Source organism: Falsiroseomonas sp. CW058, from assembly GCF_050563535.1.
In the GTDB taxonomy this organism is placed as follows: domain Bacteria; phylum Pseudomonadota; class Alphaproteobacteria; order Acetobacterales; family Acetobacteraceae; genus Falsiroseomonas.
In genome coordinates, this window is the sequence record NZ_JBNXUO010000026.1 from 29502 (window position 1) to 52546 (window position 23045).

Genomic DNA, 23045 nt, shown 5'->3' on the forward strand with positions numbered 1-23045 from the left:
CTACTTCCCCACCTTCGCCAGCACCTCCGCGCGCAGGAAGCGCTCGACCAGCAGCATGAACAGCACGCTCGGCACCAGCAGGATCAGCGCGGTGATGGCGGCAACCTGCATGTTGCCGCCGGCCGCCGCGCTGAACAGCAGCAGCGGCAGGGTGCGGACCTCCGGCGCGCCGACGAAGTAGCTGGCGGTGAATTCGTCGAGCGATTCCAGGAAGACGAAGACCGCGCTGGCCGCGATGCCCGGCGCGGCGAGCGGCAGGGTGACGGTGCGGAAGGCGGTCAGCGCGCCCGCGCCGATGTTGCGGGCGGCGAGTTCGAGGTCGTCGTCGATGGCGGAGAAGGCGGCCGTCGCGATCCAGATGGAATAGACCAGCCCGTGCGCCGCATGCACCAGCACCACGCCGGCCACCGTGCCGTTGAGGTCGAGGCCGAAGAAGATGCGGGCGATGTTGATGTAGACCGGCAGGTTCGGGAAGGCCTGCGGCAGCAGGAACAGCAGCAGGATGGCCGCCCGGAAGCGCAGCCGCGCCTTGGCCAGCGCCCAGGCCGCGGGGACCGAGACGGCAAGGCACAGCACGGTGGTCAGCGCCGCGATCCAGATGGACAGCCACAGGCTTTCCATCGCCTGGCCTTCCGGCCGGAACACCCGTTCCCAGAAGCGGAAGCCGTACTGGCTGGGCAGGCGGTTCGGCCAGAACCAGGCTTCCGCCACGCTCCACAGCAGCAGGTTCGCCAGCGGCCCGAAGACGAAGAAGGCGAAGGCGCCGAGCAGCAGGCCGCGCGGCAGCCACCACAGCACAGCGGCGCGGGTCACGCGCCCCGCTCCCTCGCGGCCTGGCGCAGCCAGCCCCAGGCGACGAGGCCGGTGACCATGCAGGAGATGAGCCCGAGCGCGTTGGCCGTGCCGTAGTCGCCGAGCGAGTTGATGCGCCACGCCATCGCCACCGTCAGCATGGTGGGCGACTGGCCGCTGATCATGATCGGCACGGACAGCACCGACATCATGGTGACGAAGGACAGCACCAGCGCCACCATGATGTTGCGCGCCACCTGCGGGATGACGATGCCGGCCAGGATGCGCGCCCGCCCCGCGCCCATGTTCTGCGCCGCCTCGATCCCCGCGCGGTCCAGCGCGGCCATCGCGCCCGCGACCAGCAGCGTCGCGAAGGGAAGCTGCTTCCAGACGAAGGTGATGACGATGCCGCGCCAGTCCAGGAAGCTCTGCGCCCAGTCCTGCGGCATCAGGCCGATCCAGACCAGCGTGTTGTTCATCAGCCCGTTCTGGCCGATGAAGCCGCGCATCGCCTGCGCCGCCACGATGAAGGGGATGAACAGCGGCCAGCGGTACATCGCGCCCAGCACCCGCACCGCCGCGCGCGACCGCCCGAGAGTGAGGTAGCCGCCGATCAGCACCGCGCCGAGCCCGGTCAGCGCGGTGGAGGCGGTGACGATGACCAGCGTGAACAGCAGGTCGGTGCGGTACAGCTCCGCCGCGCGCCGCAGGTTCGCCAGCGTCGGCCCGTCCGGCCCCTCGAAGGCGCCGAGCACGGAAAGGCCGAGCGGCAGCAGGAAGAAGGCGCCCACGACGAACAGCGCGGGCGCCAGCAGCAGGTAGGGGAACAGGCGGGTCACGCGCCCGCCTCCGCCAGCCTCAATTCAGCACCACCCTCTCATACGCCTCCTGGATGGCGCGCATGAAATCGGCCTGCGGCATCGGCCGCGCGCCGCGCGCCAGCTGGTCCGGGCCCACGTCGCGGAACAGGCGGTTCCAGGTCTGCTGGTCCAGGTGCTGCTGGACATGCTGCGCGTCGATGCCGGGCAGCCAGTTGAAGCGGCGCACGATGCCCTCGGCCTGCACCGGCGGGCTGGTGGCGAGTTCGATGAAGCGGCGCGCCACGTCGGCATTCGCGGCGCGGGCGGGGATGACGTAGTACATCGGCTGGCCGGGCAGCCCGGTCTCCGGCAGCACCAGGCGCAGGTTGGGCGAGAGCCGGCCTTCCGCCTGCCAGGTGTAGAACATGTCCATCCAGACCGGGCCCATGTCGATCTCGCCGCGGTTCAGCGCATCGAGCGTGCCGGCATTGCCCGGGGTGATGGTGACGTTGCGGTTGAACTCCCGCAGGCGCTGGAGGGCGGGGGTCAGGGCGCCGATCGCCTCGGCGTCGAAGGGTCCCTCGATCAGGCGCCTCTGATCGGGGCCGAAGGCGTAGGCCCAGCCGAACACGAAGCCGACGCCCGACATGCCGCCGCGGATGCCGTTGTAGCCGAAGCGGCGGGGGTTCTGCCGCGCCCACTGTTCCAGCGCCTCGAAGCTGGCGGGCGGGTTCTGCACGCGGGCGGGGTTGTAGGCGATGGCCACCTGGCTGTTGAACATCGGCATCACGAAGCCGTCGACGTTCTGGCCGAGCGCGTTGCGCGTCACCGCGCTGGTGGCCAGGTTCCCGGTCGCCGCCTGGTCGCGGAAGCGCGCCAGCAGGCCTTCCGCCACCATGCGCCCGGCCATGGTCTGGTGGACCACCGCGACATCCACGTCCACGCTGCCGCTGCCGGCGCGGCGCTGCGCCTCCAGCCTTTCCCAGATGCGCTGGCTGCCGGCGTCGCCCGGGCCGGTGCCGATGGCGCGCACCGTCACGCCCGGGTTCTGCCGGGTGAAGAGCGGGCCGAGATAGTCGGTGACGTAGTCCACCATGTTCTGGTCGCCCGCGGTCAGCACGTTGAGCGTGACGCGCCCCTGCGCGGCGGCGGGAAGGACGGGCGCCGCGGCGATGGCGGCGGTGCCCAGCAGGATGTGGCGACGATGCATGGCGGTGCCTCCTCGGGTTGCTTCTTCCGGCTAGCCTGCGGTGGTTTCGGCCGTGTGACGGGCCGGCGTCGGTCCGGTGTCGGCGAACAGGTGCGCGGCCGCGGCGGGAATGCCGAGCCGCACGGGCTGGCCCGGCGCGATGCGGTCCGGCGCATCCACCAGCACCTCCTCCGCGCCCACGCGGATGGCGGCGCGCCAGCGACCGCCGGGATAGGCCGAATGGGCGACGGTGCCGCGGAAGACCAGGCCGTGCAGCGATTCGCCCTCGGCCAGGATGCGCCCTTCCTCCGGCCGGAACAGCACCCGGGCCGGGCCGGCGGGCGGGGCGCGGGCCGGGTCGGCGCGCATCGGCGCTTCCCCTTCCGACCCCTGGGCCAGCGCGCCGGGCAGCATCCGCAGCGACAGGCGGTTGGTGGCGCCGAGGAAGTCGGCGACATAGGCATTGGCCGGCCGCGCCCACAGTTCCTCCGGCGGGCCCGCCTGCGCGATGCGCCCACCTTCGAGGATGACGATGCGGTCCGCCATGATCATCGCCTCCTCCCGGTCATGGGTCACATGGATGGCGGTGATGCCGAGCGCCTGCTGCAGCGCGCGCAGCTCGTGCCGCACGCCTTCCCGCACGCGGGCGTCGAGGTTCGACATCGGCTCGTCCAGCAGCAGGATCTCCGGGTCCACCGCCAGCGCGCGGCCGAGCGCGACACGCTGCCGCTGCCCGCCGGACAGCTGCGCGGGCAGCCGCGCGCCGAGCCCCTCCAGCCGCAGCAGGCGCAGCATCTCCTCGACGCGGGCGGCGATGCGCGCCCTGTCCCAGCCGCGCACGGACAGGCCGTAGCCGATGGTCCTCGCCACGCTCATGTGCGGCCAGAGCGCGTAGCTCTGGAACACCATCGCGGCGCCGCGCCGTTCGGGGGGTTCGCGCGTGATGTCGCGCCCGCCGGCCAGAACCCGCCCGCCCGATGGCTGCACGAAGCCCGCGACGGCGCGCAGCAGCGTGGTCTTGCCGCAGCCCGAGGGGCCGAGGAGGGCGACGAATTCCCCCGCCTCCACCGAGAGCGAGACGCCGTGCAGGACCGGGTCGCGGCCATAGGCCACCTCCAGCCCCTCCACCGCCAGCGGCACGCCCCGCCTTGTCCGTTGCGCTTCCATCCCGCCGCCGAGGCTAGCGCGCCGCCCCGCGCGCCGCCAGCGCGCCGCGCCGCCCGGGCGGAAAGAGCTCGCCGAGCGTCACCGGGCGGAAGTCCCGCGCATCCACGCCCACATCCGCCTGCCGCGGCAGCGGCGCCAGGCGGCCATGGCTGTGGCCGTGCAGGTCCAGCCAGCCGCGATGCATGTTGCGCCAGCTTCGGAAGGCGTAGTGGCACAGCACGAGGTGCCGGCCCTCCACCTCGATCTCGGCATAGGGCTGCACGCTGGCCCAGGCGGCGAGCGTGGTGGTCGCCGGCGGGTCGTTGTTGCCGGCGACCAGGTGCTTGCGCCCGTTCAGCCGGCCGAGAAGCTCGGCCAGCGCGGCCGGCTTCACCCCGACCGCGACGTCGCCGAGGTGCCAGACCTCGTCCCGCGGGCCGACCACGGCGTTCCAGCGCGCCTCCATCGCCGCGTCCATCTCCGCCACCGTGGCGAAGGGCCGGCGGTAGAGGCCGCGCGCCCCGGCATGGCCGAAATGCGTGTCGCTGGTGAAGAAGACGGTCAGCCTGCCTCCGGGGGTGGCGGGGTTGCGGGCAGCATGCCACGGGCCGCCGGCACGGTCAGCGGCGGCCGGCCATCAGGCCGGTCGGGGGCTCGGCGCTGCGCGGGGGCTCGGCCGGCGGCATGGCGGGCGCCGGCAGGGTGCGGCGCTGCGCGACGTTGCCGCAGCCATCCTCCACCGGGCGCCAGTCCATGGTGCGGCAGCGGCGCCCCCCGGTGCAGTAGCCCACCACCTCGCCCCCGGCCGTGACCAGCGTGCTCACGCCGCAGGCGCGGGCCTGCAGGCCCGGATGCACACCCAGCGCCTCCCACGAGACGGCGGGGCCGGACATCGTCACCGCGCGCGCCGCCTCGATGTCGGACTGCGCCGCGTCGTCCGCCGCGCCGGTGCAGGCCGCGAGCAGCAGCGCGGCGGCGATGGCGACCATCCTGGGCATGGGGGGCTCCTCGATGCGGGTCCGGACCGGCTGACTACACCCGCGGCGTGGCGCCGCAGCATCAAACGCGCGCGAAATGGTCCGAAGCCGCGCCGACACGGGCGGCTCCGGGCCGGGCCGGCGCGCCCCCCTCGCCGCCGGGCGCGGGCCGGACTACCTTCCGCCCCCATGCGCTACATCTCCACCCGCGGCGAGGCCCCGCCGCGCGACTTCGAAGGGGTCCTCCTCGCCGGCCTGGCCGAGGACGGGGGGCTTTTCCTGCCCGAGAGCTGGCCGGTGCTCACCGCCTCCGAATGGCGGGCGATGCGGGGCCTGCCCTATCCCGAACTCGCCGCCCGCATCCTGGCGCTGTTCACCGGCGGCCAGCCGGGGGAGGCGGTGCTGCGGCCGCTGCTGGCGGAGGCCTATGCCGGCTTCGGCCACCCCGCCGTCTGCCCGCTGGTCCAGCTCGACCACCGCGTCTTCGCGCTGGAGCTGTTCCACGGCCCGACGCTCGCCTTCAAGGACATGGCGATGCAGGCGCTCGGCCGCCTGTTCGACGTGACGCTGGCGCGGCGCGGGGAGAGGGTGACCATCGTCGGCGCCACCTCGGGCGACACCGGCTCCGCCGCCATCGAGGCCTGCCGGGACCGGGCGGCGGTGGACATCGTGATCCTCCACCCCGAAGGCCGCACCAGCGAGGTGCAGCGGCGGCAGATGACCACCGTGACGTCGGGGAACGTCGCCAACCTCGCCATCGACGGGTCCTTCGACGACTGCCAGGACCTGGTGAAGGCGATGTTCGCCGATGCGCCCTTCCGCACCGAGATGCGGCTGGCGGCGGTGAATTCCATCAACTGGGCGCGCGTCGCGCTGCAGATCCCCTACTACGTCGCCGCGGCCCTCGCGCTCGGCGCGCCGGAGCGGGAGGTGGCGTTCAGCGTGCCGACCGGCAATTTCGGCAACGTCCTGGCCGCCTGGGCGGCGCGGCGGATGGGGCTGCCGATCGCGCAGCTCATCGTGGGCTCGAACCGCAACGACATCCTGGTGCGCTTCCTGGCCAACAACGACATGACCGCCCGCGCGGTGGAGCCCTCGCTCTCCCCGTCGATGGACATCCAGGTCAGCTCCAACTTCGAACGCCTGCTGTTCGAGCTGCTGGGCCGCGACCCGGCGGCCACGGCGGCGACCATGCGCCGCTTCCGGGCCGAGGGGCGGATGCCCGTGCCCGACGGGGCGTGGCAGGCGGCCACCCAGATCTTCCGCGGCTTCGCGCTCGACGATGCCGGCACGCTGGAGGAGATGGGACGGCTGTTCCGGCAGGGCTACCTGGCGGACCCCCACACCGCCATCGGCACCGCCGCCGCCCGTGCCGTGCCGCCCGTCGATCCCGCGATCCCCATCGTGGTGGCGGCCACCGCGCATCCGGCCAAGTTCCCCGATGCCGTGCGCCGCGCCACCGGCCTGACGCCGCCGCTGCCTTTGCGCCTGGCCGACCTATATGAGAGGCCCGAGCGCCTGACACGGCTGCCCTCCGACCTCCGCGCGGTCGAGGGTTTCGTGCGCGGCCATGTCCTTCGCAACGCGGCCTGACCGCGCCAGGAACAGAATGAACGACGCCATCCAGCTCACCCGCCTGAACAGCGGCCTGACCGTGGTCTCCGAGAGGATGCCGCGGGTCGAGACCGTCTCGATCGGCGCCTATGTCGATGCCGGCACCCGCCACGAGCGCGCGGCGGAGAACGGCGTGTCCCACTTCCTCGAGCACATGGCCTTCAAGGGCACGGCGCGCCGCGACGCGGCGGCCATCGCGCGCGAGATCGAGAATGTGGGCGGGCACCTGAACGCCTACACCTCGCGCGAGAACACCGCCTTCTACGCCAAGGTGCTGAAGGAGGATGCGGGGCTGGCCGCCGACATACTGGGCGACATCCTCAGCCATTCCACCTTCGTGCCGGAGGAGTTGGAGCGCGAGCGCGGCGTGATCCTGCAGGAGATCGGGCAGGCCAACGACACGCCCGACGACATCGTCTTCGACCATTTCCAGGCCACCGCCTATGCCAGCCAGGCGATGGGCCGCCCGGTGCTGGGCACCGAGGACACCATCAAGGCGATGAGCCGCGAGGCGCTGACCGGCTACATGCGCGCCCATTACGGCCCGACGCGGATGGTGCTGGCCGCCGCCGGCGCGATCGAGCATGCCGACCTGCTGGCCATGGCAGAGGCGCATTTCGCCGACCTGCCCGCCTGCCGGGAGCCGGCGGCCGAGCCCGCGCGCTACACCGGCGGCGAGTTCCGCGAGGAGCGCGACCTCGACCAGGTCCACCTCGTCCTCGGCTTCCCCTCGGTCTCCGCGACGGACCCGCTGCACACGCCGACGCAGGTGCTCTCCACCCTGCTCGGCGGCGGCATGTCCTCGCGCCTGTTCCAGGAGATCCGGGAGAAGCGCGGGCTGGTCTATTCCATCTACAGCTTCGCCTCTCCCTTCCAGGATGGCGGGCTCTTCGCGATCTATGCCGGCACCGGCGAGGACCAGGCGGAGGAGCTGGTGCCGGTGGCGCTGGAGGAGCTGCGCCGCGTCCAGGCCGACGTGACGCGGGACGAGCTGGACCGCGCCAAGGCGCAGCTGCGCGCGAGCCTGCTGATGTCGCTCGAGAGCACCGGCAGCCGCTGCGAGCAGCTCGCCCGCCAGTTGCAGGTGCATGGCCGCATCATCCCGGTGGAGGAGACCAAGGCGCGGATCGCCGCGGTCACGGTCGAGCAGGTGCAGCAGGCGGCCGCGCGCATGTTCCGCGCCGCGCCGACGCTGACCGCGCTCGGCCCCGCGGGCAAGGTGCCGGCGCTGCCGCGGATCGCGGAGAAACTGGCGGCCTGACCCTCCGCCCCGCCCTGCCACTTTCGTCGCCACCGGGACCCGCGCCATGAACGAGCTGAACACCCTCTCCGACCTCGTCGCCGCGGCGAAGCGCGCGGGGGCGGATGCGGCGGATGCGCTGCATGTCGCCAATGCCTCGCTCTCCGTCTCCCGCCGGCTCGGCCGGATCGAGCAGCTGGAGCGGGCGGAGGGCGTGGATCTCGGCCTGCGCGTCTTCGTGGCCGGGCGGCAGGCCATCGTCTCGACCACCGACCCCGACCCGAAGGGCTTCGCGCAACTGGCCGAACGCGCGGTGGCGATGGCGCGGGTGGTGCCGGAGGACCCGCATGGGGGCCTGGCCGACCGCCTCGACCCCCTGCGCGACGCCGCGCCGCTCGACCTCGACGACGGGCAGGAACCCGCGGCCGAGGCGCTGATCGCCCGCGCGGCGGCGGCCGAGGACGCGGCGCTTGCGGTGAAGGGCGTGACCAACAGCGAAGGGGCGGATGCATCCTGGGGGCGGGTGCGGATCGCGCTGGTGACCTCGGCGGGCTTCGCGGGCGCCTATTCGCGCAGTTCCCACAGCCTGTCCTGCACCGCGCTGGCGGGGAGCGGCACGGCGATGGAGCGGGACTACGAATGGTCCTCGGTCGTGCATCTCGCCGATCTCGACGACGCGGCGACGATCGGGCGGAAGGCGGCCGAGAAGGCGGTGGCGCGGCTGAACCCGGTGCGGGCGAGGACGGCGCGCATCCCGGTGGTGTTCGACCCGCGGGTCAGCGCCTCGCTGCTCGGGCACCTCGCCGGCGCGATCAACGGCGCCGCCGTCGCGCGCGGCACCAGCTTCCTGCGCGACAGCCTGGGGCAGCAGGTGCTGGCGAAGGGGCTGACGGTGCGCGACGACCCGACGCGCCGGCGCGGCCTGCGGTCCCGCCCCTTCGACGGGGAGGGAATGGCGGGCACGCCGCGCGCCATCGTCGAGGACGGGGTGCTGACCTCCTGGATCCTGGACTGGCGCAGCGCCCGGCAGCTCGGCCTGCAATCCACCGGCCATGCCAGCCGCGGCACCGGCGGCCCGCCCGGCCCGGCGCCGACCAACCTGTGGCTGGAGCCGGGCGCGCTGACGCCGGCGCAGCTGATGGCCGACATCGCGGAAGGGCTCTACGTCACCGACCTCATCGGCATGGGCGTGAACGGCGTGACCGGCGACTACAGCCGCGGCGCGGCCGGCTTCATGATCCGCGGCGGCGCCCTGGCCGAGCCGGTGAGCGAGATCACCATCGCCGGCAACCTGAAGGACATGTTCCTGCACCTGACGCCGGCCGACGACCTGGTGTTCCGCCGCGGCAGCGACGCGCCGACGATCCGGCTGGAGGGGCTGACGCTGGCCGGCGCCTGAGGCGCGCGGCGCCCGGATCACTGCTTCGGCGATTCCGCCTTCGCCGATCAGGCGCTAGTCTCCGCCGCCGCTGCGGGAGGCTGGATGATGGACGGCACGGTGGAAGCGCGCCCCGAATGGAAGGACCTGCTGGACCGCATCCGGCAGGGCGAGACCCTGACCGTGACCGAAGGCGGCCGCCCGGTCGCCACCCTCGCGCCCGCCATGCCGCGGCGGAAGCTGACCGAGGAGGAGATCGCGGCGGCGGTGGAGGAGATGCGCGCCACGCGCGACCGCAACCGCCTGGACGGCATTTCCTGGAAGGAATTGCGGGACGAAGGCAGGCGCTGACGGGTGCCGGCCATCGTCCTCGACACATCCTGGGTCGCGGCCTTCGTCTTCGCCGACGAGGCGAGCCCCGCCGCGGACGCGCTCTATGCGGCGGTGATGCGGGACGGCATCGTCGTTCCGGCCCTCTGGCCGGTCGAGGTGTCCAACATGCTGCGGCAGGGGGAGCGCCGGGGCCGGATCGGCCAGGGCAACCTGTCCGCCACGCTGGCGAAGGTGCTGGCCATCCCCTGCGAGGTGGAGCCGATGAGCGCAACCCAGGCGCTCGGCCCCGTCCTCGACCTCGCCCGCCGCCACGCCCTCACGGCCTATGATGCGTCCTGCCTGGAATGCGCCCGGCGCCTCGGCCTGCCGCTGGCCACCCGCGACGAGGCGCTGATCCGCGCCGCCGGGCCGGAAGGCGTCGGCCTGCGGCACGCCTGACCGGGCATTTGTCCGGACAACCGATCCGGTGCATGCTACCGCTTCGAAGCACGACAGCGGAGGACCCGTCCCCTTGCCCGACACGCAGGCCGCGCCCCTGCCGCTCGACGGCGTCACCATCCTCGCGGTCGAGCAGTATGGCGCGGGGCCCTTCGGCTCCATGCTGCTCGGCGACCTCGGCGCTGAGGTCATCAAGATCGAGAACCCGGCCGAGGGGGGCGATATCTCCCGCGGGGTCGGGCCGCATTTCCACGGGCCGGGCGACAGCCACTTCTACCAGGCCTTCAACCGCAACAAGCGCAGCATCGGCATCGACCTGAAGCAGCCCGAGGGGCAGGCGGTCTTCCGCAGCCTCGTCGCCCATGCCGATGCGGTCTACGACAACCTGCGCGGCGACCTGCCGGCGAAGCTGCGCCTGACCTACGCCGACCTGCGGGACGCCAACCCCGCCATCGTCTGCGCGCATCTGTCGGCCTATGGGCGCGACGGCCCGCGCGCCGCCTGGCCGGGCTACGACTTCCTGATGCAGGCGGAGGCCGGGTACCTGTCGCTCTCGGGCGAGCCGGACGGGCCGCCGGCGCGCTGCGGCGTCTCGATCATCGACATGATGACCGGCGCCATGGCCTCGCTCGCGCTCGTCGCCGCGCTGGTCGGCGCGCGGGCGACGGGGCGCGGGCGGGACGTGGACGTGAACCTGTTCGACACGGCGCTGCACAACCTGACCTACCAGGCGGCCTGGCACCTCGGCGCGGGCGACGTTCCGACGCGGCAGAAGCGCGGCGCGCACCTCTCCCTCTCGCCGTCGCAGCTCTACCGCACGCGGGACGGGTGGATCTTCCTGATGTGCCAGAAGGAGAAGTTCTTCCGCCTGCTCTGCGACCGGATCGGCCGCCCCGACCTCGCCGCCGACCCGCGCTTCGACAGCTTCGCCACCCGGCTGGCCAACCGCGACGCGCTGACGGAGGCGCTGGATGCCGCGCTGACGGCGCGCGACACGGCGGAATGGATGGAGGTGCTGGGCGGCACCGTGCCCGCCGCGCCGGTGCTGGACGTGGCGCAGGCGCTGGCCAACCCCTTCGTGCGGGAACGCGGCGGCGTGGCCGAGTTCGAGCGGCGCGAGGGCGGGCCGCCGGTGACGATGCTGGCCAGCCCGCTGCGCTTCGGCGACGCCGCCCCGCCCCGGCACGCGGCGCCCGCGCTCGGCGCCGACACGGCCGAGGTGCTGTCGCGCATCGGCATCGACGACGATCGGTTGCAGGAGCTGCGCGCAAGACGCATCGTGACCTGAAACGGGAGGAACGGAATGAAGCGGATCAAGCGTACCCTGCTCGGCCTCGTGCTCGCCTGCGCGGCGGCGTGGCCCGCCCTGGCGCAGCCCTATCCGTCGCGCCCCGTGCGGATGGTGGTGCCCTTCCCGCCCGGCAACGCGGCGGACCTGACCGCCCGCGTCCTGGCGGAGGAAGCGCAGCGCCGGCTGAACCTGTCGATCGTGGTGGAGAACCGGGCCGGCGGGTCGGGCGCGATCGGCGTGCAGGCGGTGACCACGGCGCGGCCGGATGGCTACACGCTGCTGGTGACGTCGCTGTCGCCCGTGGTGGTGAACCCGGCGCTGATCCGCAACCTGCCATATGACCCCGCGCGCGACCTGGCGCCGGTCTCGCTCATCGGGTGGACGGGCTATGTCTTCGCGGTGGCGCCCGATTTCCCGGCACGCAACCTGGCGGAGGCGATCGCGGTGCTGCGCGCCAGCCCCGGGCGCTTCAGCGCCGGCAATCCCGGCGTGGGCACGCTGGCGCATCTGACGACGGAGCTGTTCGGCCAGCTGACCGGGGCGCGGGTGGAATCGGTGCCCTATCGCGGCAGCGGCGCGGCGCTGCTCGACCTCTCGACCGGGCGGCTCGCCGTGATGATCGATGCGATGACGAGCGCGCTGCCGCAGGTGCAGGGCGGGCGGGTGCGGGGGCTTGCGGTGGTGCAGGGCACGCGGTCCGCGCTGGCGCCGGACCTGCCCTCGATGCCCGAGACGGGCGTGCCGGAGCTGCGGGACTTCCAGGCGCAGGCCTGGATCGCGATGTTCGGCCCGGCGGGGCTGGCGGGCGAGGCGACGGAGTTCTGGAACCGCGAGATGAACCGCTGGCTGGCCGACCCGGCCTTCGCCGCGCGGCTCACCTCGCAGAACCTGGAAGCTGCGCCGCCCGCGCCGCCGTCGCGCCTGGCGGAGCTGGTGGCGGCCGACCTGGCGAAGTGGCAGCGCGTCGCGCGGGATTCCAACATCGAGATGCAGTAGCGCGCGGCCCGCGTCCCTCCCCCGCGAGCGGGAGAGGGACGCGGGTGCGGCCTATTCCACCCGGATCTCGCGCACCTGGAACTGGTTGTCGGCGCGGTGCGTCACCTGCACGCCCGCGCGGTGCGCCCAGGGGATCATCATGTGGTAAAGCGGCACATGGCCAAGCTCGGCGTTGTGCAGCGCATGGGCTTCCCGGATCAGCGCGCGGCGGCGTTCGGGGTCGCCCTCGGCGTCGATGCGGGGCAGCAGCGCGTCGAAGCGCTCGTTGCTCCAGCCGCCGGCGTTCCAGGTGGCGGCGCCGCCGATGCTGCGGGACGCCATGATGGCGCGCAGCGTGTAGCTGGCATCGAAGGTCGGCACGCCCCAGCTCAGCATGTACATCATCGGCTCCTGCCGGCGGACGCGCTGGCTGAAGATGGCGTTGGGGTGGATGGTCAGCGCCGCGCGGATGCCGACGCGCGCCAGCATCGCCGCCACTGCCTGGCAGGCCTCGTCATAGGTGCCGACCGGGCATTCCATCGGCACCGAGAAGCCGTTGGGGTAGCCCGCTTCGGCCAGCAGGGCGCGGGCGCGCGCGGGGTCGTAGGGGGTGCGGCGGTCGCTCTCCTGCGACCAGCCATTGACGAACTGCGTCCACATGCTGCCGGTCGGCACGCCCTGGCCGCGCAGCGTGGTGCGCCGCAGCGCGTCGAGGTCGAGCGCATGCGCCACCGCCTGGCGGACGCGGAGGTCGCGGAACGGGTTGCGGCCGCGCACGTCGCTGCCGGCGAGTTCGTCGGCATCCTGCCGCATGCCGATCCAGACGGTGCGGTTCTCCTGCCCTTCCAGGATGCGCAGCCGCGGGTCGCGCTGCACGCGCGCCACGTCCTGCACCGGCACCACATGCACGAAGTCCACCTCGCCCGAGAGCAGCGCCGCCATGCGCGTCGCGTCCGAGGTGAGGGTGATGTGGTGGTACTCGGTGACGTTCCCGCGCGAGGCGCCGTTGCCGTTGCCCCACCAGTTGGGGTTGCGCACCATCACCGTGCGGCTCTCCGCCTCGCGCGAGCGGATGACATAGGGGCCGGTGCCGTTGGCGCTGCGGACGGTGGCCATCTCCTCCCGCTGGGCGAAGTTCTGCGGCACGGTCGCGCGGTTCGCCTCGGACCAGCCGCGGTCCATGACCATCACGCGCGTCATCTTGTCCGGGATCACGGGGTCGGGCACGCGCGTCACGATGTCCACCGTCAGCGGGTCCCGCGCCTCGGCGGCCAGCACGGTGTCCACGAAGATCCCGTAGTTGGAGGTGGGCGCGAGGGCGCGCTGGATGCTGAACACCACGTCGTCGGCGTCGAAGGCCTCGCCGCCCGCGAAGCGCACGCCCTCCCGCAGGCGGAAGCGCCAGCGGGTGGGTTCCACCTGTTCCCAGCTCACGGCCAGGCCGGGATGCACCTTCAGGTCGTCGCCCCGCCAGGTCAGCCCCTCATAGACCTGGTGAACCACCAGGAAGGTGAACAGCGCGTTGGTGGCGTGCGGATCGAGCGTGGCGGCATCCACGCTCGTCGCCATCCGCAGCACCCGGTTCGGCGCCGGCTGCGCCGCGGCGGCGCCCGCCGCCAGCAGCCCCGCTGCAACGGCGGCGGCGGCCCATCTGCCCTGTCTCATCGATGCTCTCCCATTCGTCGCGTCCACAGCCTGGAACCAGGAGGGGGCATTCGCAATGGGACAGGAGGCACACTATATTGCAGCCATGAAAGACGCAGGAGACCTGTTCGCCATGCGACGTCGACCCGCCGCCGCCCTGTTCGCCGCCTTCGCCGTGGTGGCGCTGGCCCTTGCCCCGGCTATCGCCGAGGCGCGGCCGGGTGGCGGCTCCTCCTCCGGCAGCCGCGGCAGCCGGACCTATTCGGCGCCCCCCTCCACCCAGACCGCGCCCGGCACGGCCCGCCAGTTCGACCGGACGGAGACGAGCCCGGCCCGCCCCACCCCGGGGGTGGCGCAGCCCGGCGCGGCGCGCCCGGCCGCGGCGCCGGCCGGCAGCTTCTTCAGCCGCAACCCGCTGATGGCGGGTCTGATGGGCGGCCTGCTCGGCGCCGGCCTGTTCGGCCTGCTGTCCGGCGCGGGCCTGTTCGGCGGGCTGGCGGGCTTCGCCGGCTTCCTCGGCCTGCTGCTGCAGGTCGCGCTGATCGGCGGGCTGGTCTGGCTGGTGCTGCGCCTGGTGCGCGGTAACCGCCGCCCGGCGCTCGCCGCCGGCCCCGCCGGCTATGCGCGGGAGATGCAGGGCGGCCCCCGACCCGGCGCCCATGGCGCCGCCGGCGGCATGACCGGGGTGGGCGCCGCCGCGCCGGCCAGCCGCCCGATCCAGCTGACCGAGGGCGACTTCCAGGCCTTCGAGCGCAGCCTGGTCGAGGTGAACGCGGCCTGGTCCCGCCAGGACCTGGACGCGCTCCGCCGGCTCTCCACGCCGGAGATGACCAACCACTTCGCCCAGGACCTGGGCGACCTGCGGGCGCGCGGCTGGACCAACGCGACGAAGGACGTGTCGCTGGAAGCCGGCGACCTGTCCGAGGCCTGGCAGGAGAACGGCCAGGACTATGCCACCGTCGCGATGCGCTTCTCGCTGCTGGACGTGACGACGGATGCGGCCGGCCGCGTGGTGGAAGGCAATGCGACGCAGCGGCAGACCGTGACGGAGCTCTGGACCTTCACCCGGCGCCCGGGCACGGCCTGGATCCTCTCGGCGATCCAGCAGACCGGCTGATCCGGGCGAAGCCGGACCGAAAGCCCCGAGAAGGGGGAGGGAAGCGGGCGCTTCCCTCCCCCTTTTTCATGCCATGCCACGGTGGGCGGCAGGCTCGACACCCGGATGCAACCAGGAGTAGCGTCGCCCGTCTGCGGCTCTCGCGTTTTCTTGCTTGGCAAGGCGGCCCGGAAAATGGCAAGAAAAAGGCGTATACGGCTCAATCGTGCCATATAGCCCGTCACGGGGCAGCCACAGGGCCACAGCAAGGAAGGGGAACGTCGCCGTGATGATCGCGCTCTGCCTGGTGGCCGGCTTCTCCGCATTGGCCGGGATGTCGAGCGTCCTTGCGGTGCTCGTCCTCGGCCTCGGCCTCACCGGCCTGTTCGCCGCGACGGGCTTCGGCGTGCTGGCGCTCGCGACCGGCCTCTGGGCCGCGGCGCTGGCCTTCTCGCCGCGCCCGCAGGTCGTCGCGGGCGGCTGACGGCCCGCCACGCCCCTTCCCATGGGTTGCGCGGGAAGGGTGCGCGCCTTCGCGCTGGACGCCGGGGCCCTTCGCGCGCTTTGATCGCCCCTTGCGCGGAAGATGCGGGGCGGCATGCAACCGGTGGAGCGGATCACGAAGGCAGGGGTGGCGGAGCAACGCTCCCTCCTGGCGCTGACGCTGGTACGCTTCGCGATGCTGCTGCTGCGTGTGGGCGTGGTCCTCGCCATCGCGGGCCCGGTGGTCGTCCTCCTGGCGCTGGCGCTGCGATAGCGCGTGATCCCTGGCGCGATGGCGGGGCCGCCCCCTCGCCGCCGCGCCGCGCCTCCCCAGATGACGCCGGCATGTCCGATCCCGATCTCCTCGTCATCGGTGCCGGGGTCGCCGGCATCGCGGCCGCGCGGCTGGCCCGCGCGGCCGGCGCCACGGTGCAGGTGCTGGAAGCCCGCGGGCGGATCGGCGGGCGGGTGGAGACGGATCACTCGCTCGGCGCGCCCTTCGACCTCGGCGCGCGCTGGCTGCACGATGCGGAGGCCAACCCCCTCGCCCATCTCGCCCCCGGGCTCGGCATCGGGCTGGCCGATGCGGACGCGCTGCGACAGGAGGCGACCTGGATCGACGGCCGCCCCGCGACGCCGGCCGAGACGGCCGAGTACGACGCCGCCTTCGCCGCCTTCGAGGCGACGCTGGCCGCCCGCGCCGCCGCGGGCGGGCCCGACATCGCCGTGGCGGAGGCCGCGCCCCGCGGCGGCCCCTGGGATGCGACCATCGCGGCCTGGCAGGGGGACATCATCTGCGCCGCGCCGCTGGCGGGGATGAGCCTGGCCGACTACCAGGCGAACCTGCTGGGCGGACGCAACCTGCTGCCCGAAGGCGGCATGGCCGCGCTGGTCGCGCGGCTGGCCGAGGGCCTGCCGGTCGCCTGCGACGCGACCGTGGCGCGGCTTCGCTGGGGCGGGCGGGCGGCGGTGGCGGAAGGCAACTTCGGGACGCTGCGCGCCCGCGCCGTCGTCTGCACCCTGCCCACGGCCCTGCTTGCCGGGGATGCGATCCGCTTCGACCCGCCGCTGCCCGCGGAGGTGCGGCAGGCGGCGGCGGACCTGCCGCTCGGCGGCGTGCTGAAGGTGGGGCTGCGCGCGGCGGGGCCGGACCGACTGGGCATCGCGCCCTTCACATCCATCGACCGCCGCGTGGCGCCGGGCGAGGACCTGGTGACCATGGGCTTCTGGCCCTTCGGCCACGACCACGTCGCCTGCCATGTCGGCGGCGGCACCGCGGCGGCGCTGGAGGCGGAAGGCGACGGCGCGGCCGAGGCCTTCATGCGCGCGGAACTGGCCCGCCGCTTCGGCCATGCCGCGCCGCGCGCCTTCCGCCCCGGCGCGCTGGTGTCGCGCTGGGGGCGCGACCCCTTGGCGCGCGGCGTCTACACCCATGCGCGGGTCGGCCGCGCCGGCGCGCGGGCGGTGCTGGCGCGGCCGCTGGCTGGGGGGCGGCTCTGCCTGGCGGGGGAAGCCTGCCACCCCACCCTGTCCGGCACGGTCGGCGGCGCCTGGATCTCCGGCGAGGCGGCGGCGCGCGCCGCGCTGGGCGTGCCGGCTTGATCCCGGGCGGGGCGAGGGGCGACAAGGCAACCATGGCGGATGCAGCGACGCTCGAGATGCGGGAGGATGGCGCGGGGAAGGTCGTCGCGCTGGCCGGCCGCATCGACACGGCCGCGGCCGCGCGGCTGTGGGAAGGGCTGCTGGCCGAGGCGCGCGGCAGCGCCGCCATCGACCTCGCGGCGGTCACCGCGCTCGACACCACCGGGGCGACGCTGCTGCTGAGCGCGGAGGCGGTGGCGGGGCCGGGCGCGCTGCGCAATGCCGGCCCGCCGGTGGCCGCGGTGCTGGACCGCGTGCGCGCCGCGCTGGCCGCGCCCCGCCCGAAGCCGGAGCCGCGGCTGCCGCCGCTCGCGCTGGTCGGCCGTGCGGCGGTGCGCGCGGGCCGCGGCCTTCTCGATTCGGTCGCCTTCCTGGGGGAGGTGATCGCCACCGGCCTGCTGACGCTGCTGCGGCCGGGCCGGCTGCGCTGGCGCGAATTGCTGCGCCACCTGGACGAGGCCGGCACCCGCGCCTTCCCGCTGGCGGTGCTGCTGGGCGTGCTGCTGGGCGTGATCCTGGCCTTCCAGTCCGCCATCCCGCTGCGCCGCTTCGGGGCGGAGGTCTTCGTGCCGAACCTCGTCGGCATCTCGCTGCTGCGCGAACTCGGGCCGCTGATGGCGGGCGTCATCCTGGCCGGGCGCACCGGCAGCGCCTATGCCGCCGAGCTTGGCACCATGACGGTGAACGAGGAGGTGGCGGCGCTGCGGATCATGGGCATCGACCCGATGGCGCTGCTGGTGCTGCCCCGTGTGCTGGCGGGGATGCTGGTGATGCCGGTGCTGTCGCTGCTGCTGACGCTGGCGGGGCTGGCGGGGATGGCCGCCATCATGGGGCTGTTCGGCTTCCCGCTGGCCACCGTCTCGCAGCAGCTGCGCGGCTTCGTGGCGCTGAGCGACCTGCTCGGCGGCCTGGCCAAGGCGGTGGTGTTCGGCCTCGCCATCGCGGCGATCGGCTGCCGGGCGGGGCTCGGCGCCGGCAGCGGGCCGCGGGCGGTGGGCGATGCCGCGACCGGCGCGGTGGTGGGTGGCATCGTCGCCATCGTCGTGCTCGATGGCATCTTCGCCGTCGCCTATGAGAGGCTCGGGCTGTGAGCGGGGCGCCGGCCGGCAACGTCATCGAGGTGCGAGACGTGACCGCCGCCTTCGGCGCCAACGTGCTGTTCCGCGGCGTGTCCTTCGACGTGCGCGCGGGGGAGGTGTTCGTCATCCTCGGCGGGTCGGGCTGTGGCAAGTCCACGCTGCTGAAGCTGATGATCGGGCTGGTGCCGCCCGCGAAGGGCCGCATCTCCATCCTCGGCACCGACATGTGGTCCACCGAGGGCGCGGCCCGCCTTGCCCTGCTGAAGCGGATCGGCGTCATGTGGCAGCAGGGCGCGTTGTTCGGGTCCCAGACCCTGCAGGAGAATGTCGAGATGCCGCTGGCCGAGCACACCACCCTTCCCGCCGCCGCGCGGGCCGAGGTGGCGCGCGCCAAGCTCGGCCTGGTCGGCCTGTCCGAGGCCGCGAACCGCCTGCCATCCCAGGTCTCGGGCGGGATGCTGAAGCGGGCCGGCATCGCCCGCGCCCTCGCCCTCGACCCGCCGGTGCTGTTCCTCGACGAGCCCTCGGCCGGGCTCGACCCCATCACCTCGGCGGGGCTCGATGCGCTGATCCGCGACCTCGCGCGGTCGCTCGGCACCACCTTCGTGGTGGTGACGCACGAGCTCGCCTCCATCCTCGCGATCGGCGACCGCTGCATCATGCTCGACCGGGAGGCGAAGGGGATGATCGCGGAAGGCAGCCCGCAGCGGCTGCACGACGAGAGCACGCACCCGACCGTGCGCGCCTTCTTCCGGCGGGAGGCCGCGTGATGGCGGGGCGCACGCTGTATCTGCGCGTCGGCATCCTGGTGATCGCCGGCGCGCTGCTCGCGGTGGGGTTCGTCATCTTCCTCGCCGGCGGGCGCGGCGGGCCGACGGTGCTGGTCGAGACCTACACCAGCGAATCGGTGCAGGGCCTCGATGTCGGCGCCGCCGTGCGCTACCGCGGCGTGCCCGTCGGCCGGGTGACGGAGATCGGGCTGACGGGGGCGGAATATCCCCGCGCCCAGGCCGCCTCCCGCCGGCCGGAGGAGGCGGCCGACTTCCAGATGGTGCTGGTGCGCTTCGCGATCGAGCAGCGGATGCTCCAGTCCTCGCCGCCGCTGCCGCAGATGATCGCTTCCGGCCTGCGCGCGCGTATCACCGCGCAGGGCATCACCGGCGTGAACTACGTGGAGCTGGACTTCGTCAGCCCGCAGCGCTTCCCGCCGCCGCCCGTGCCCTGGACGCCGCGCAACCCGGTGGTGCCGGCCGTGCCCTCCACCGTCGCGCAGGTGCGCGGCGCGGCGGAACAGCTGATGGAACGGCTGGCGAGCGTGCCGCTGGAGCAGATCATCAACGACGGCGCCGCGGTGCTGGCGAATGTGGCGCACCAGACCTCGGACGGCGACCTGGCGCGGACGCTGCGCGAATCCGCGGCCACCATGGCCGCGCTGCGCCGCGCGGTGGAGGAGGGGGACCTGGCCGGCACGCTGGCCGAGTTCCGCGCCACGGCGGATGCGCTGCGCGCCGCGGTGGCGGGGCCGGAGCTGCGGAACGCGCTGGCCAGCGCCTCCGCCGCCGCGACCGAGCTTCGCCGCACCGCGCAGCGCCTGCCCGGCGCGGTGGACGGGTTCGAGCGCACGATGCGCGCCGCACGGGAGACGACGGTGGACGTCCAGGCCGAGCTGCTGCCCATCCTGATCGACCTGCGCGCCACCACGGCCAGCCTGCGCGCCACGGCCGAACAGCTCCGCGCCTCGCCCAGCCAGGCGCTGTTCGGCGCGCCGCCGACGCCGGATCGCCGCCGGTGACCGCGCGCCGCCTGCTGCTGGCGCTGCCGCCGCTCCTGCTCGGGGCCTGCGGCGGCATCTTCCCGGACCGGCCGAACGTGCCGGTGCGCCGCTTCCCGCTGGCGCCGCGACGCCCCTCGGCGGATGCGCCGCGGCCCGGGGCGCCGGTGCTGCTGCTGCGCCGCATCCGCGCCATCCCCGGGCTGCAGGAACTCGGCCTGCGCCGGCAGCGCGCGGACGGCGCCTTCGACATCCTGCCCTATGAGGAATGGATCGCCCCGCCGGCCGACCTGGCGGAGGCCGCGCTGCGCGGCTGGCTCGGCGCCTCCGGCCTGTTCGCCGCGGTGGTGGCGCCCGGCAGCCGGGCCGAGGCGTCGCTGGTGCTGGAAGCGCAGCTGACCGTGCTGGAGGCGGCACCGGCGGCCGGGGAGGCGCGTGCGGCGCTGGCCGGCGTGCTGCTGCGGGAGGAACGCCTTTCCTCCCGCGTGCTGCGGCCCTTCGAGGTGGCGGGGTCGGCGCCGCTGGCGCCGGCGGCCGATGCGCCGGCGATGGCGCTGGCGATGGGGGCGGCGCTGGGCCAGGCCTTCGGGCGGCTCGAGGCGACGCTCGCCGGCCTCGGCGGCGCTGCGGTCGCGGCAAGATAGCGGCAAGGATTGCGGGCGAGACAGCGCCCGTCCCGCCCTGACCGGCCGAGCCGACGCAGGCTGTCGCATGGCCTGCGCGTGCGTCTCGGGAATTCGACGGCACCTCAGGTCCCGTTAACTCTTCTCGCACGAATCGGGGCGCATTCTCACAACCGAGCACGGGGCCGCGTCCCGTCTCGATCCCAACGCAGCCAGGACGGCCGCTTCCTTCTCCGGGCAATCCGGAACAGGGGACGAGCCGTCACGCGCATCCGGCGGAAACACGAAGTTGTGTGGCGGCGATCTGTGCCCGGCAACACAACCTTCACGGGTGGAGCTGCGCATGAGCACGCGGGGCCGGGCCATGACATTGGATGCGGAGTGGGATCAGGCCTGGGCCGCCTATGACGCCCGCAACCCGGCACCTCGCCGGGCCGCTCCGCCCCCGCCCGCGCCGCTGCCGCCGCGCGTCGCCCCCGAAGCCGCACGCCGCAGGTCCCGTGCGGCCGCCCCGCGCCGGCTGCTTGCCGGCCTCGCGATGGTGTTCGGCCTGGCCTGGGTGGCTTCCCCCGGCATCGCCGCCCTGCAGGCCGCGCGCGCGGTCGAGACGCGGGACACTGCCGCCATCGGCCGCCACCTCGACCTGGCGGCGGTGCAGGCGGCCCTGCGCGAGGATCTGCGCCGCAGCGTCGCGCTGCCCGGCGGCGGCGACGCCGCGGCCTTCCTCGGCGCCATGGCCGGCGAGATGGCGGAAGCCTGGTCCCATCCCGCCGCGCTCGCCGAGGTGGCGCGCGCACGCGGGGTCGTGCCGGGCAGCGCCACGCTGCTGCGCGCGCAGCCGCGCAGCCTGACCAGCTTCGACATGCCGCTCGGTGCCGCCGCATCGCCCTTCACCCTGCGGTTCGAGATGACGGAGGGCGGGATCGCGCCGCGCTGGCAGGTCACCGGCATCCGCCTCGACTCCGGCGCGCCGGCCGTCGCGGCGGGGTGGGCGATGCGGCTGTCGATGCGCTGACCGCGGGAACCTGGAGGCACGTCAACAGCAAGTGATGATGAACCGCAGATAATATTCTTCCGGCCTCCCATCAGAATGGGGTGGAGTTGCCGCCACGGGCCTTCGCGTCGCGCAGGGCCGGTCGGGGTGGCAGCACGGGGGGCTTCGTTCGGTGTCCATGCGCGACCTGCCGCGGGGCCTTGCGGCCGCCGCCCTTCTTCTCCTCGCGCCGGTGCCGGCGCTGTCGCAGCCCGCCGCCGCGCCGTCTTTCGCCGAGGTGATGGCCGATCCCGGCAACCCCGACCTCGCGCTGCGCTACGCCCGCAACGCCGCCGCGCAGGGCGACAGCCGCGCCGCCATCGCAGCCCTGGAACGCGTGCTGCGGATCGATCCCGGGCTCGACAACATCCGGCTCGAGATCGCCTCCATCCACCTGGCCACGGGCTCCTCGGACCTCGCCGCGCTCTATGCCCAGCAGGCGCTCGCCTCCCCCTCCATCCCGCCCGAGGTCGCGGCGCGGGCGCGGCAGATCCTGGCGCAGGCGGAACGCGGCGCCGCGCGGTCGCTGCTGGAGGTCAACCTCTCCGCCGGGCTGCGCTGGGACAGCAACGCCAACGGCGTGACGCCGGCCGGCACGGTGCCGATCTTCGTCCCCGCCCTCGGCGCCTTCCTGCCGGCGCAGCTGCAGGCGAGCGGCGAATCGGACTGGAGCTCGGTGCTCGGCGCCCGCATCGCCCACCGCTACGACCTGGAGCTGCAGCGCGAAGGCGCGTGGGAGACCAACGCCTCGCTCTACGACCAGCGTTTCGCGCGCATCCCCCGGCAATACGACCTCGGCATCGTGTCGGTGGACACCGGTCCGCGCATCGGCGTCGCCGAGATCGGGGAGGCGGGGACGCTGGCGCTGCGCCCCTTCGCCACCGCGACCTGGATCGGCTATGCCGACCGCACCTATGGCTGGCTCTACGGCGCGGGGCTGACGGCGGAGCTGCGCCTGCCGCCGCGCTGGACGGTCGAGGCCACGGCGCTCGGCCGCTTCGGCAACTACGCGAACAGCGACTTCCGCCCCCGCGCGCGCGACTACACCGGCGCCGAGGCGGTGCTGAGCCTCGGCGCGAGCTACGCGCTGAGCGAGGCGACGCGCCTGTCCGCCTCCGTCTCCTACATCGAGGGCGATGCGCGGCAGGACTTCTATGCGCGGTCGGGCTTCGGCGGGCTTGTGGCGGTGCAGAGCACCTTGCGCCTCGGCGCCTACCAGTTCGGCGCCACCGCCCGCGCGGGCGTTCGGGAGATGCGCTACGACGCGCCCGACCCCGTGCTGAACCCCTTCGAGAAGCGGCAGGACACGCGCTGGGAAGCGGGCGCGGCGCTGATCCTGCCGGTCACCGCGCGCGTCGCGGTGACGCTGGAATACGACTGGTTCGACCAGCGCAGCAACTACCGGATCTACCGCTTCGACAACCACGCGGTGATGCTGGGCCTGCGCCTGAGCCTGTGAACCCGCGACCGATGCCGCGACCGCATGTGCAAGGAGGGCTGGC

Annotated in this window: 24 protein-coding genes; 17 read left to right on the plus strand and 7 right to left on the minus strand. The window is 73.9% G+C overall.

All coding sequences use genetic code 11. The annotated features are described in order from the left end of the window. The 6 genes from ACK8OX_RS18710 to ACK8OX_RS18735 are packed head-to-tail and all read right to left on the minus strand — an operon-like array spanning position 1 to position 4925. A complete protein-coding gene (locus ACK8OX_RS18710) occupies positions 1 to 813 on the minus strand; it encodes an ABC transporter permease (RefSeq protein WP_430665752.1) in 813 nt (270 codons plus the stop codon). Beyond that, complete coding sequence (locus tag ACK8OX_RS18715; RefSeq protein ID WP_430665753.1) at positions 810 to 1631, minus strand: ABC transporter permease; 822 nt, start codon at positions 1629 to 1631, stop codon at positions 810 to 812. The genes ACK8OX_RS18710 and ACK8OX_RS18715 overlap by 4 nt, the downstream gene beginning before the upstream one ends. A 19-nt stretch (positions 1632 to 1650) precedes the next feature. Beyond that, positions 1651 to 2802: an extracellular solute-binding protein gene (locus ACK8OX_RS18720; RefSeq protein WP_430665754.1), complete on the minus strand. Its 1152-nt coding sequence runs from the start codon at positions 2800 to 2802 to the stop codon at positions 1651 to 1653. Between the two features lie 30 nt (positions 2803 to 2832). Further along, entirely contained in the window at positions 2833 to 3948 is a 1116-nt protein-coding gene (locus tag ACK8OX_RS18725) for an ABC transporter ATP-binding protein (RefSeq protein ID WP_430665755.1), read from the minus strand. Between the two features lie 13 nt (positions 3949 to 3961). Further along, entirely contained in the window at positions 3962 to 4492 is a 531-nt protein-coding gene (locus tag ACK8OX_RS18730) for a metallophosphoesterase family protein (protein WP_430665786.1), read from the minus strand. Positions 4493 to 4547: 55 nt separating this feature from the next. Then, a complete protein-coding gene (locus tag ACK8OX_RS18735) occupies positions 4548 to 4925 on the minus strand; it encodes a hypothetical protein (RefSeq protein WP_430665756.1) in 378 nt (125 codons plus the stop codon). 168 nt (positions 4926 to 5093) lie between these two features. Between ACK8OX_RS18735 and thrC the strand changes: the two genes are divergently transcribed. The 7 genes from thrC (at position 5094) to ACK8OX_RS18770 (ending at position 12194) form a co-directional block, all read left to right on the plus strand. Continuing rightward, a complete protein-coding gene (thrC, locus tag ACK8OX_RS18740) occupies positions 5094 to 6497 on the plus strand; it encodes a threonine synthase (protein ID WP_430665757.1) in 1404 nt (467 codons plus the stop codon). 16 nt (positions 6498 to 6513) lie between these two features. Continuing rightward, a complete protein-coding gene (locus ACK8OX_RS18745; RefSeq protein WP_430665758.1) occupies positions 6514 to 7779 on the plus strand; it encodes a M16 family metallopeptidase in 1266 nt (421 codons plus the stop codon). 46 nt (positions 7780 to 7825) lie between these two features. After that, positions 7826 to 9157 carry a TldD/PmbA family protein gene (locus ACK8OX_RS18750; protein ID WP_430665759.1) on the plus strand — a complete coding sequence of 444 codons (1332 nt, stop codon included), beginning with the start codon at positions 7826 to 7828 and terminating at the stop codon, positions 9155 to 9157. Between the two features lie 84 nt (positions 9158 to 9241). Beyond that, complete coding sequence (locus ACK8OX_RS18755; RefSeq protein WP_430665760.1) at positions 9242 to 9487, plus strand: type II toxin-antitoxin system Phd/YefM family antitoxin; 246 nt, start codon at positions 9242 to 9244, stop codon at positions 9485 to 9487. A 3-nt stretch (positions 9488 to 9490) separates the two neighbouring features. Next, positions 9491 to 9907, plus strand: a complete 417-nt coding sequence (locus ACK8OX_RS18760; protein ID WP_430665761.1) for a type II toxin-antitoxin system VapC family toxin — start codon at positions 9491 to 9493, stop codon at positions 9905 to 9907. A gap of 73 nt (positions 9908 to 9980) precedes the next feature. Then, the gene (locus ACK8OX_RS18765; RefSeq protein WP_430665762.1) at positions 9981 to 11195 is read left to right on the plus strand and encodes a CaiB/BaiF CoA transferase family protein; all 1215 of its coding nucleotides are present in this window, start codon (positions 9981 to 9983) and stop codon (positions 11193 to 11195) included. A gap of 15 nt (positions 11196 to 11210) precedes the next feature. Continuing rightward, the gene (locus ACK8OX_RS18770) at positions 11211 to 12194 is read left to right on the plus strand and encodes a Bug family tripartite tricarboxylate transporter substrate binding protein (RefSeq protein ID WP_430665763.1); all 984 of its coding nucleotides are present in this window, start codon (positions 11211 to 11213) and stop codon (positions 12192 to 12194) included. A gap of 51 nt (positions 12195 to 12245) precedes the next feature. Here ACK8OX_RS18770 and ACK8OX_RS18775 read toward each other — a convergent pair whose 3' ends face one another. Beyond that, the gene (locus ACK8OX_RS18775; protein ID WP_430665764.1) at positions 12246 to 13838 is read right to left on the minus strand and encodes an ABC transporter substrate-binding protein; all 1593 of its coding nucleotides are present in this window, start codon (positions 13836 to 13838) and stop codon (positions 12246 to 12248) included. 112 nt (positions 13839 to 13950) lie between these two features. Here ACK8OX_RS18775 and ACK8OX_RS18780 point away from each other — a divergent pair, with 112 nt between their 5' ends. From ACK8OX_RS18780 to ACK8OX_RS18825, 10 genes are all read left to right on the plus strand, one after another. Next, positions 13951 to 14934 carry a Tim44 domain-containing protein gene (locus ACK8OX_RS18780; protein ID WP_430665765.1) on the plus strand — a complete coding sequence of 328 codons (984 nt, stop codon included), beginning with the start codon at positions 13951 to 13953 and terminating at the stop codon, positions 14932 to 14934. A gap of 268 nt (positions 14935 to 15202) precedes the next feature. Beyond that, on the plus strand, positions 15203 to 15397 hold the full coding sequence (locus tag ACK8OX_RS18785) for a hypothetical protein (protein ID WP_430665766.1): 195 nt from the start codon (positions 15203 to 15205) through the stop codon (positions 15395 to 15397). 123 nt (positions 15398 to 15520) lie between these two features. Continuing rightward, complete coding sequence (locus tag ACK8OX_RS18790; RefSeq protein WP_430665767.1) at positions 15521 to 15670, plus strand: hypothetical protein; 150 nt, start codon at positions 15521 to 15523, stop codon at positions 15668 to 15670. Between the two features lie 71 nt (positions 15671 to 15741). Then, positions 15742 to 16998, plus strand: coding sequence for a flavin monoamine oxidase family protein (locus ACK8OX_RS18795; protein ID WP_430665768.1), 1257 nt, complete (start codon positions 15742 to 15744; stop codon positions 16996 to 16998). Positions 16999 to 17030: 32 nt separating this feature from the next. Next, the gene (locus tag ACK8OX_RS18800) at positions 17031 to 18128 is read left to right on the plus strand and encodes an ABC transporter permease (RefSeq protein ID WP_430665769.1); all 1098 of its coding nucleotides are present in this window, start codon (positions 17031 to 17033) and stop codon (positions 18126 to 18128) included. Further along, a complete protein-coding gene (locus ACK8OX_RS18805) occupies positions 18125 to 18886 on the plus strand; it encodes an ABC transporter ATP-binding protein (RefSeq protein ID WP_430665770.1) in 762 nt (253 codons plus the stop codon). Before ACK8OX_RS18800 ends, ACK8OX_RS18805 begins: the two co-directional genes overlap by 4 nt. Then, positions 18886 to 19908: an MlaD family protein gene (locus ACK8OX_RS18810; protein WP_430665771.1), complete on the plus strand. Its 1023-nt coding sequence runs from the start codon at positions 18886 to 18888 to the stop codon at positions 19906 to 19908. Before ACK8OX_RS18805 ends, ACK8OX_RS18810 begins: the two co-directional genes overlap by 1 nt. Continuing rightward, on the plus strand, positions 19905 to 20531 hold the full coding sequence (locus ACK8OX_RS18815; RefSeq protein ID WP_430665772.1) for an ABC-type transport auxiliary lipoprotein family protein: 627 nt from the start codon (positions 19905 to 19907) through the stop codon (positions 20529 to 20531). Before ACK8OX_RS18810 ends, ACK8OX_RS18815 begins: the two co-directional genes overlap by 4 nt. 322 nt (positions 20532 to 20853) lie before the next feature. Beyond that, positions 20854 to 21525: a DUF2939 domain-containing protein gene (locus ACK8OX_RS18820; protein WP_430665773.1), complete on the plus strand. Its 672-nt coding sequence runs from the start codon at positions 20854 to 20856 to the stop codon at positions 21523 to 21525. Positions 21526 to 21682: 157 nt separating this feature from the next. Then, the gene (locus tag ACK8OX_RS18825; protein ID WP_430665774.1) at positions 21683 to 23002 is read left to right on the plus strand and encodes a surface lipoprotein assembly modifier; all 1320 of its coding nucleotides are present in this window, start codon (positions 21683 to 21685) and stop codon (positions 23000 to 23002) included. The last annotated feature ends 43 nt before the right edge of the window (positions 23003 to 23045 follow it).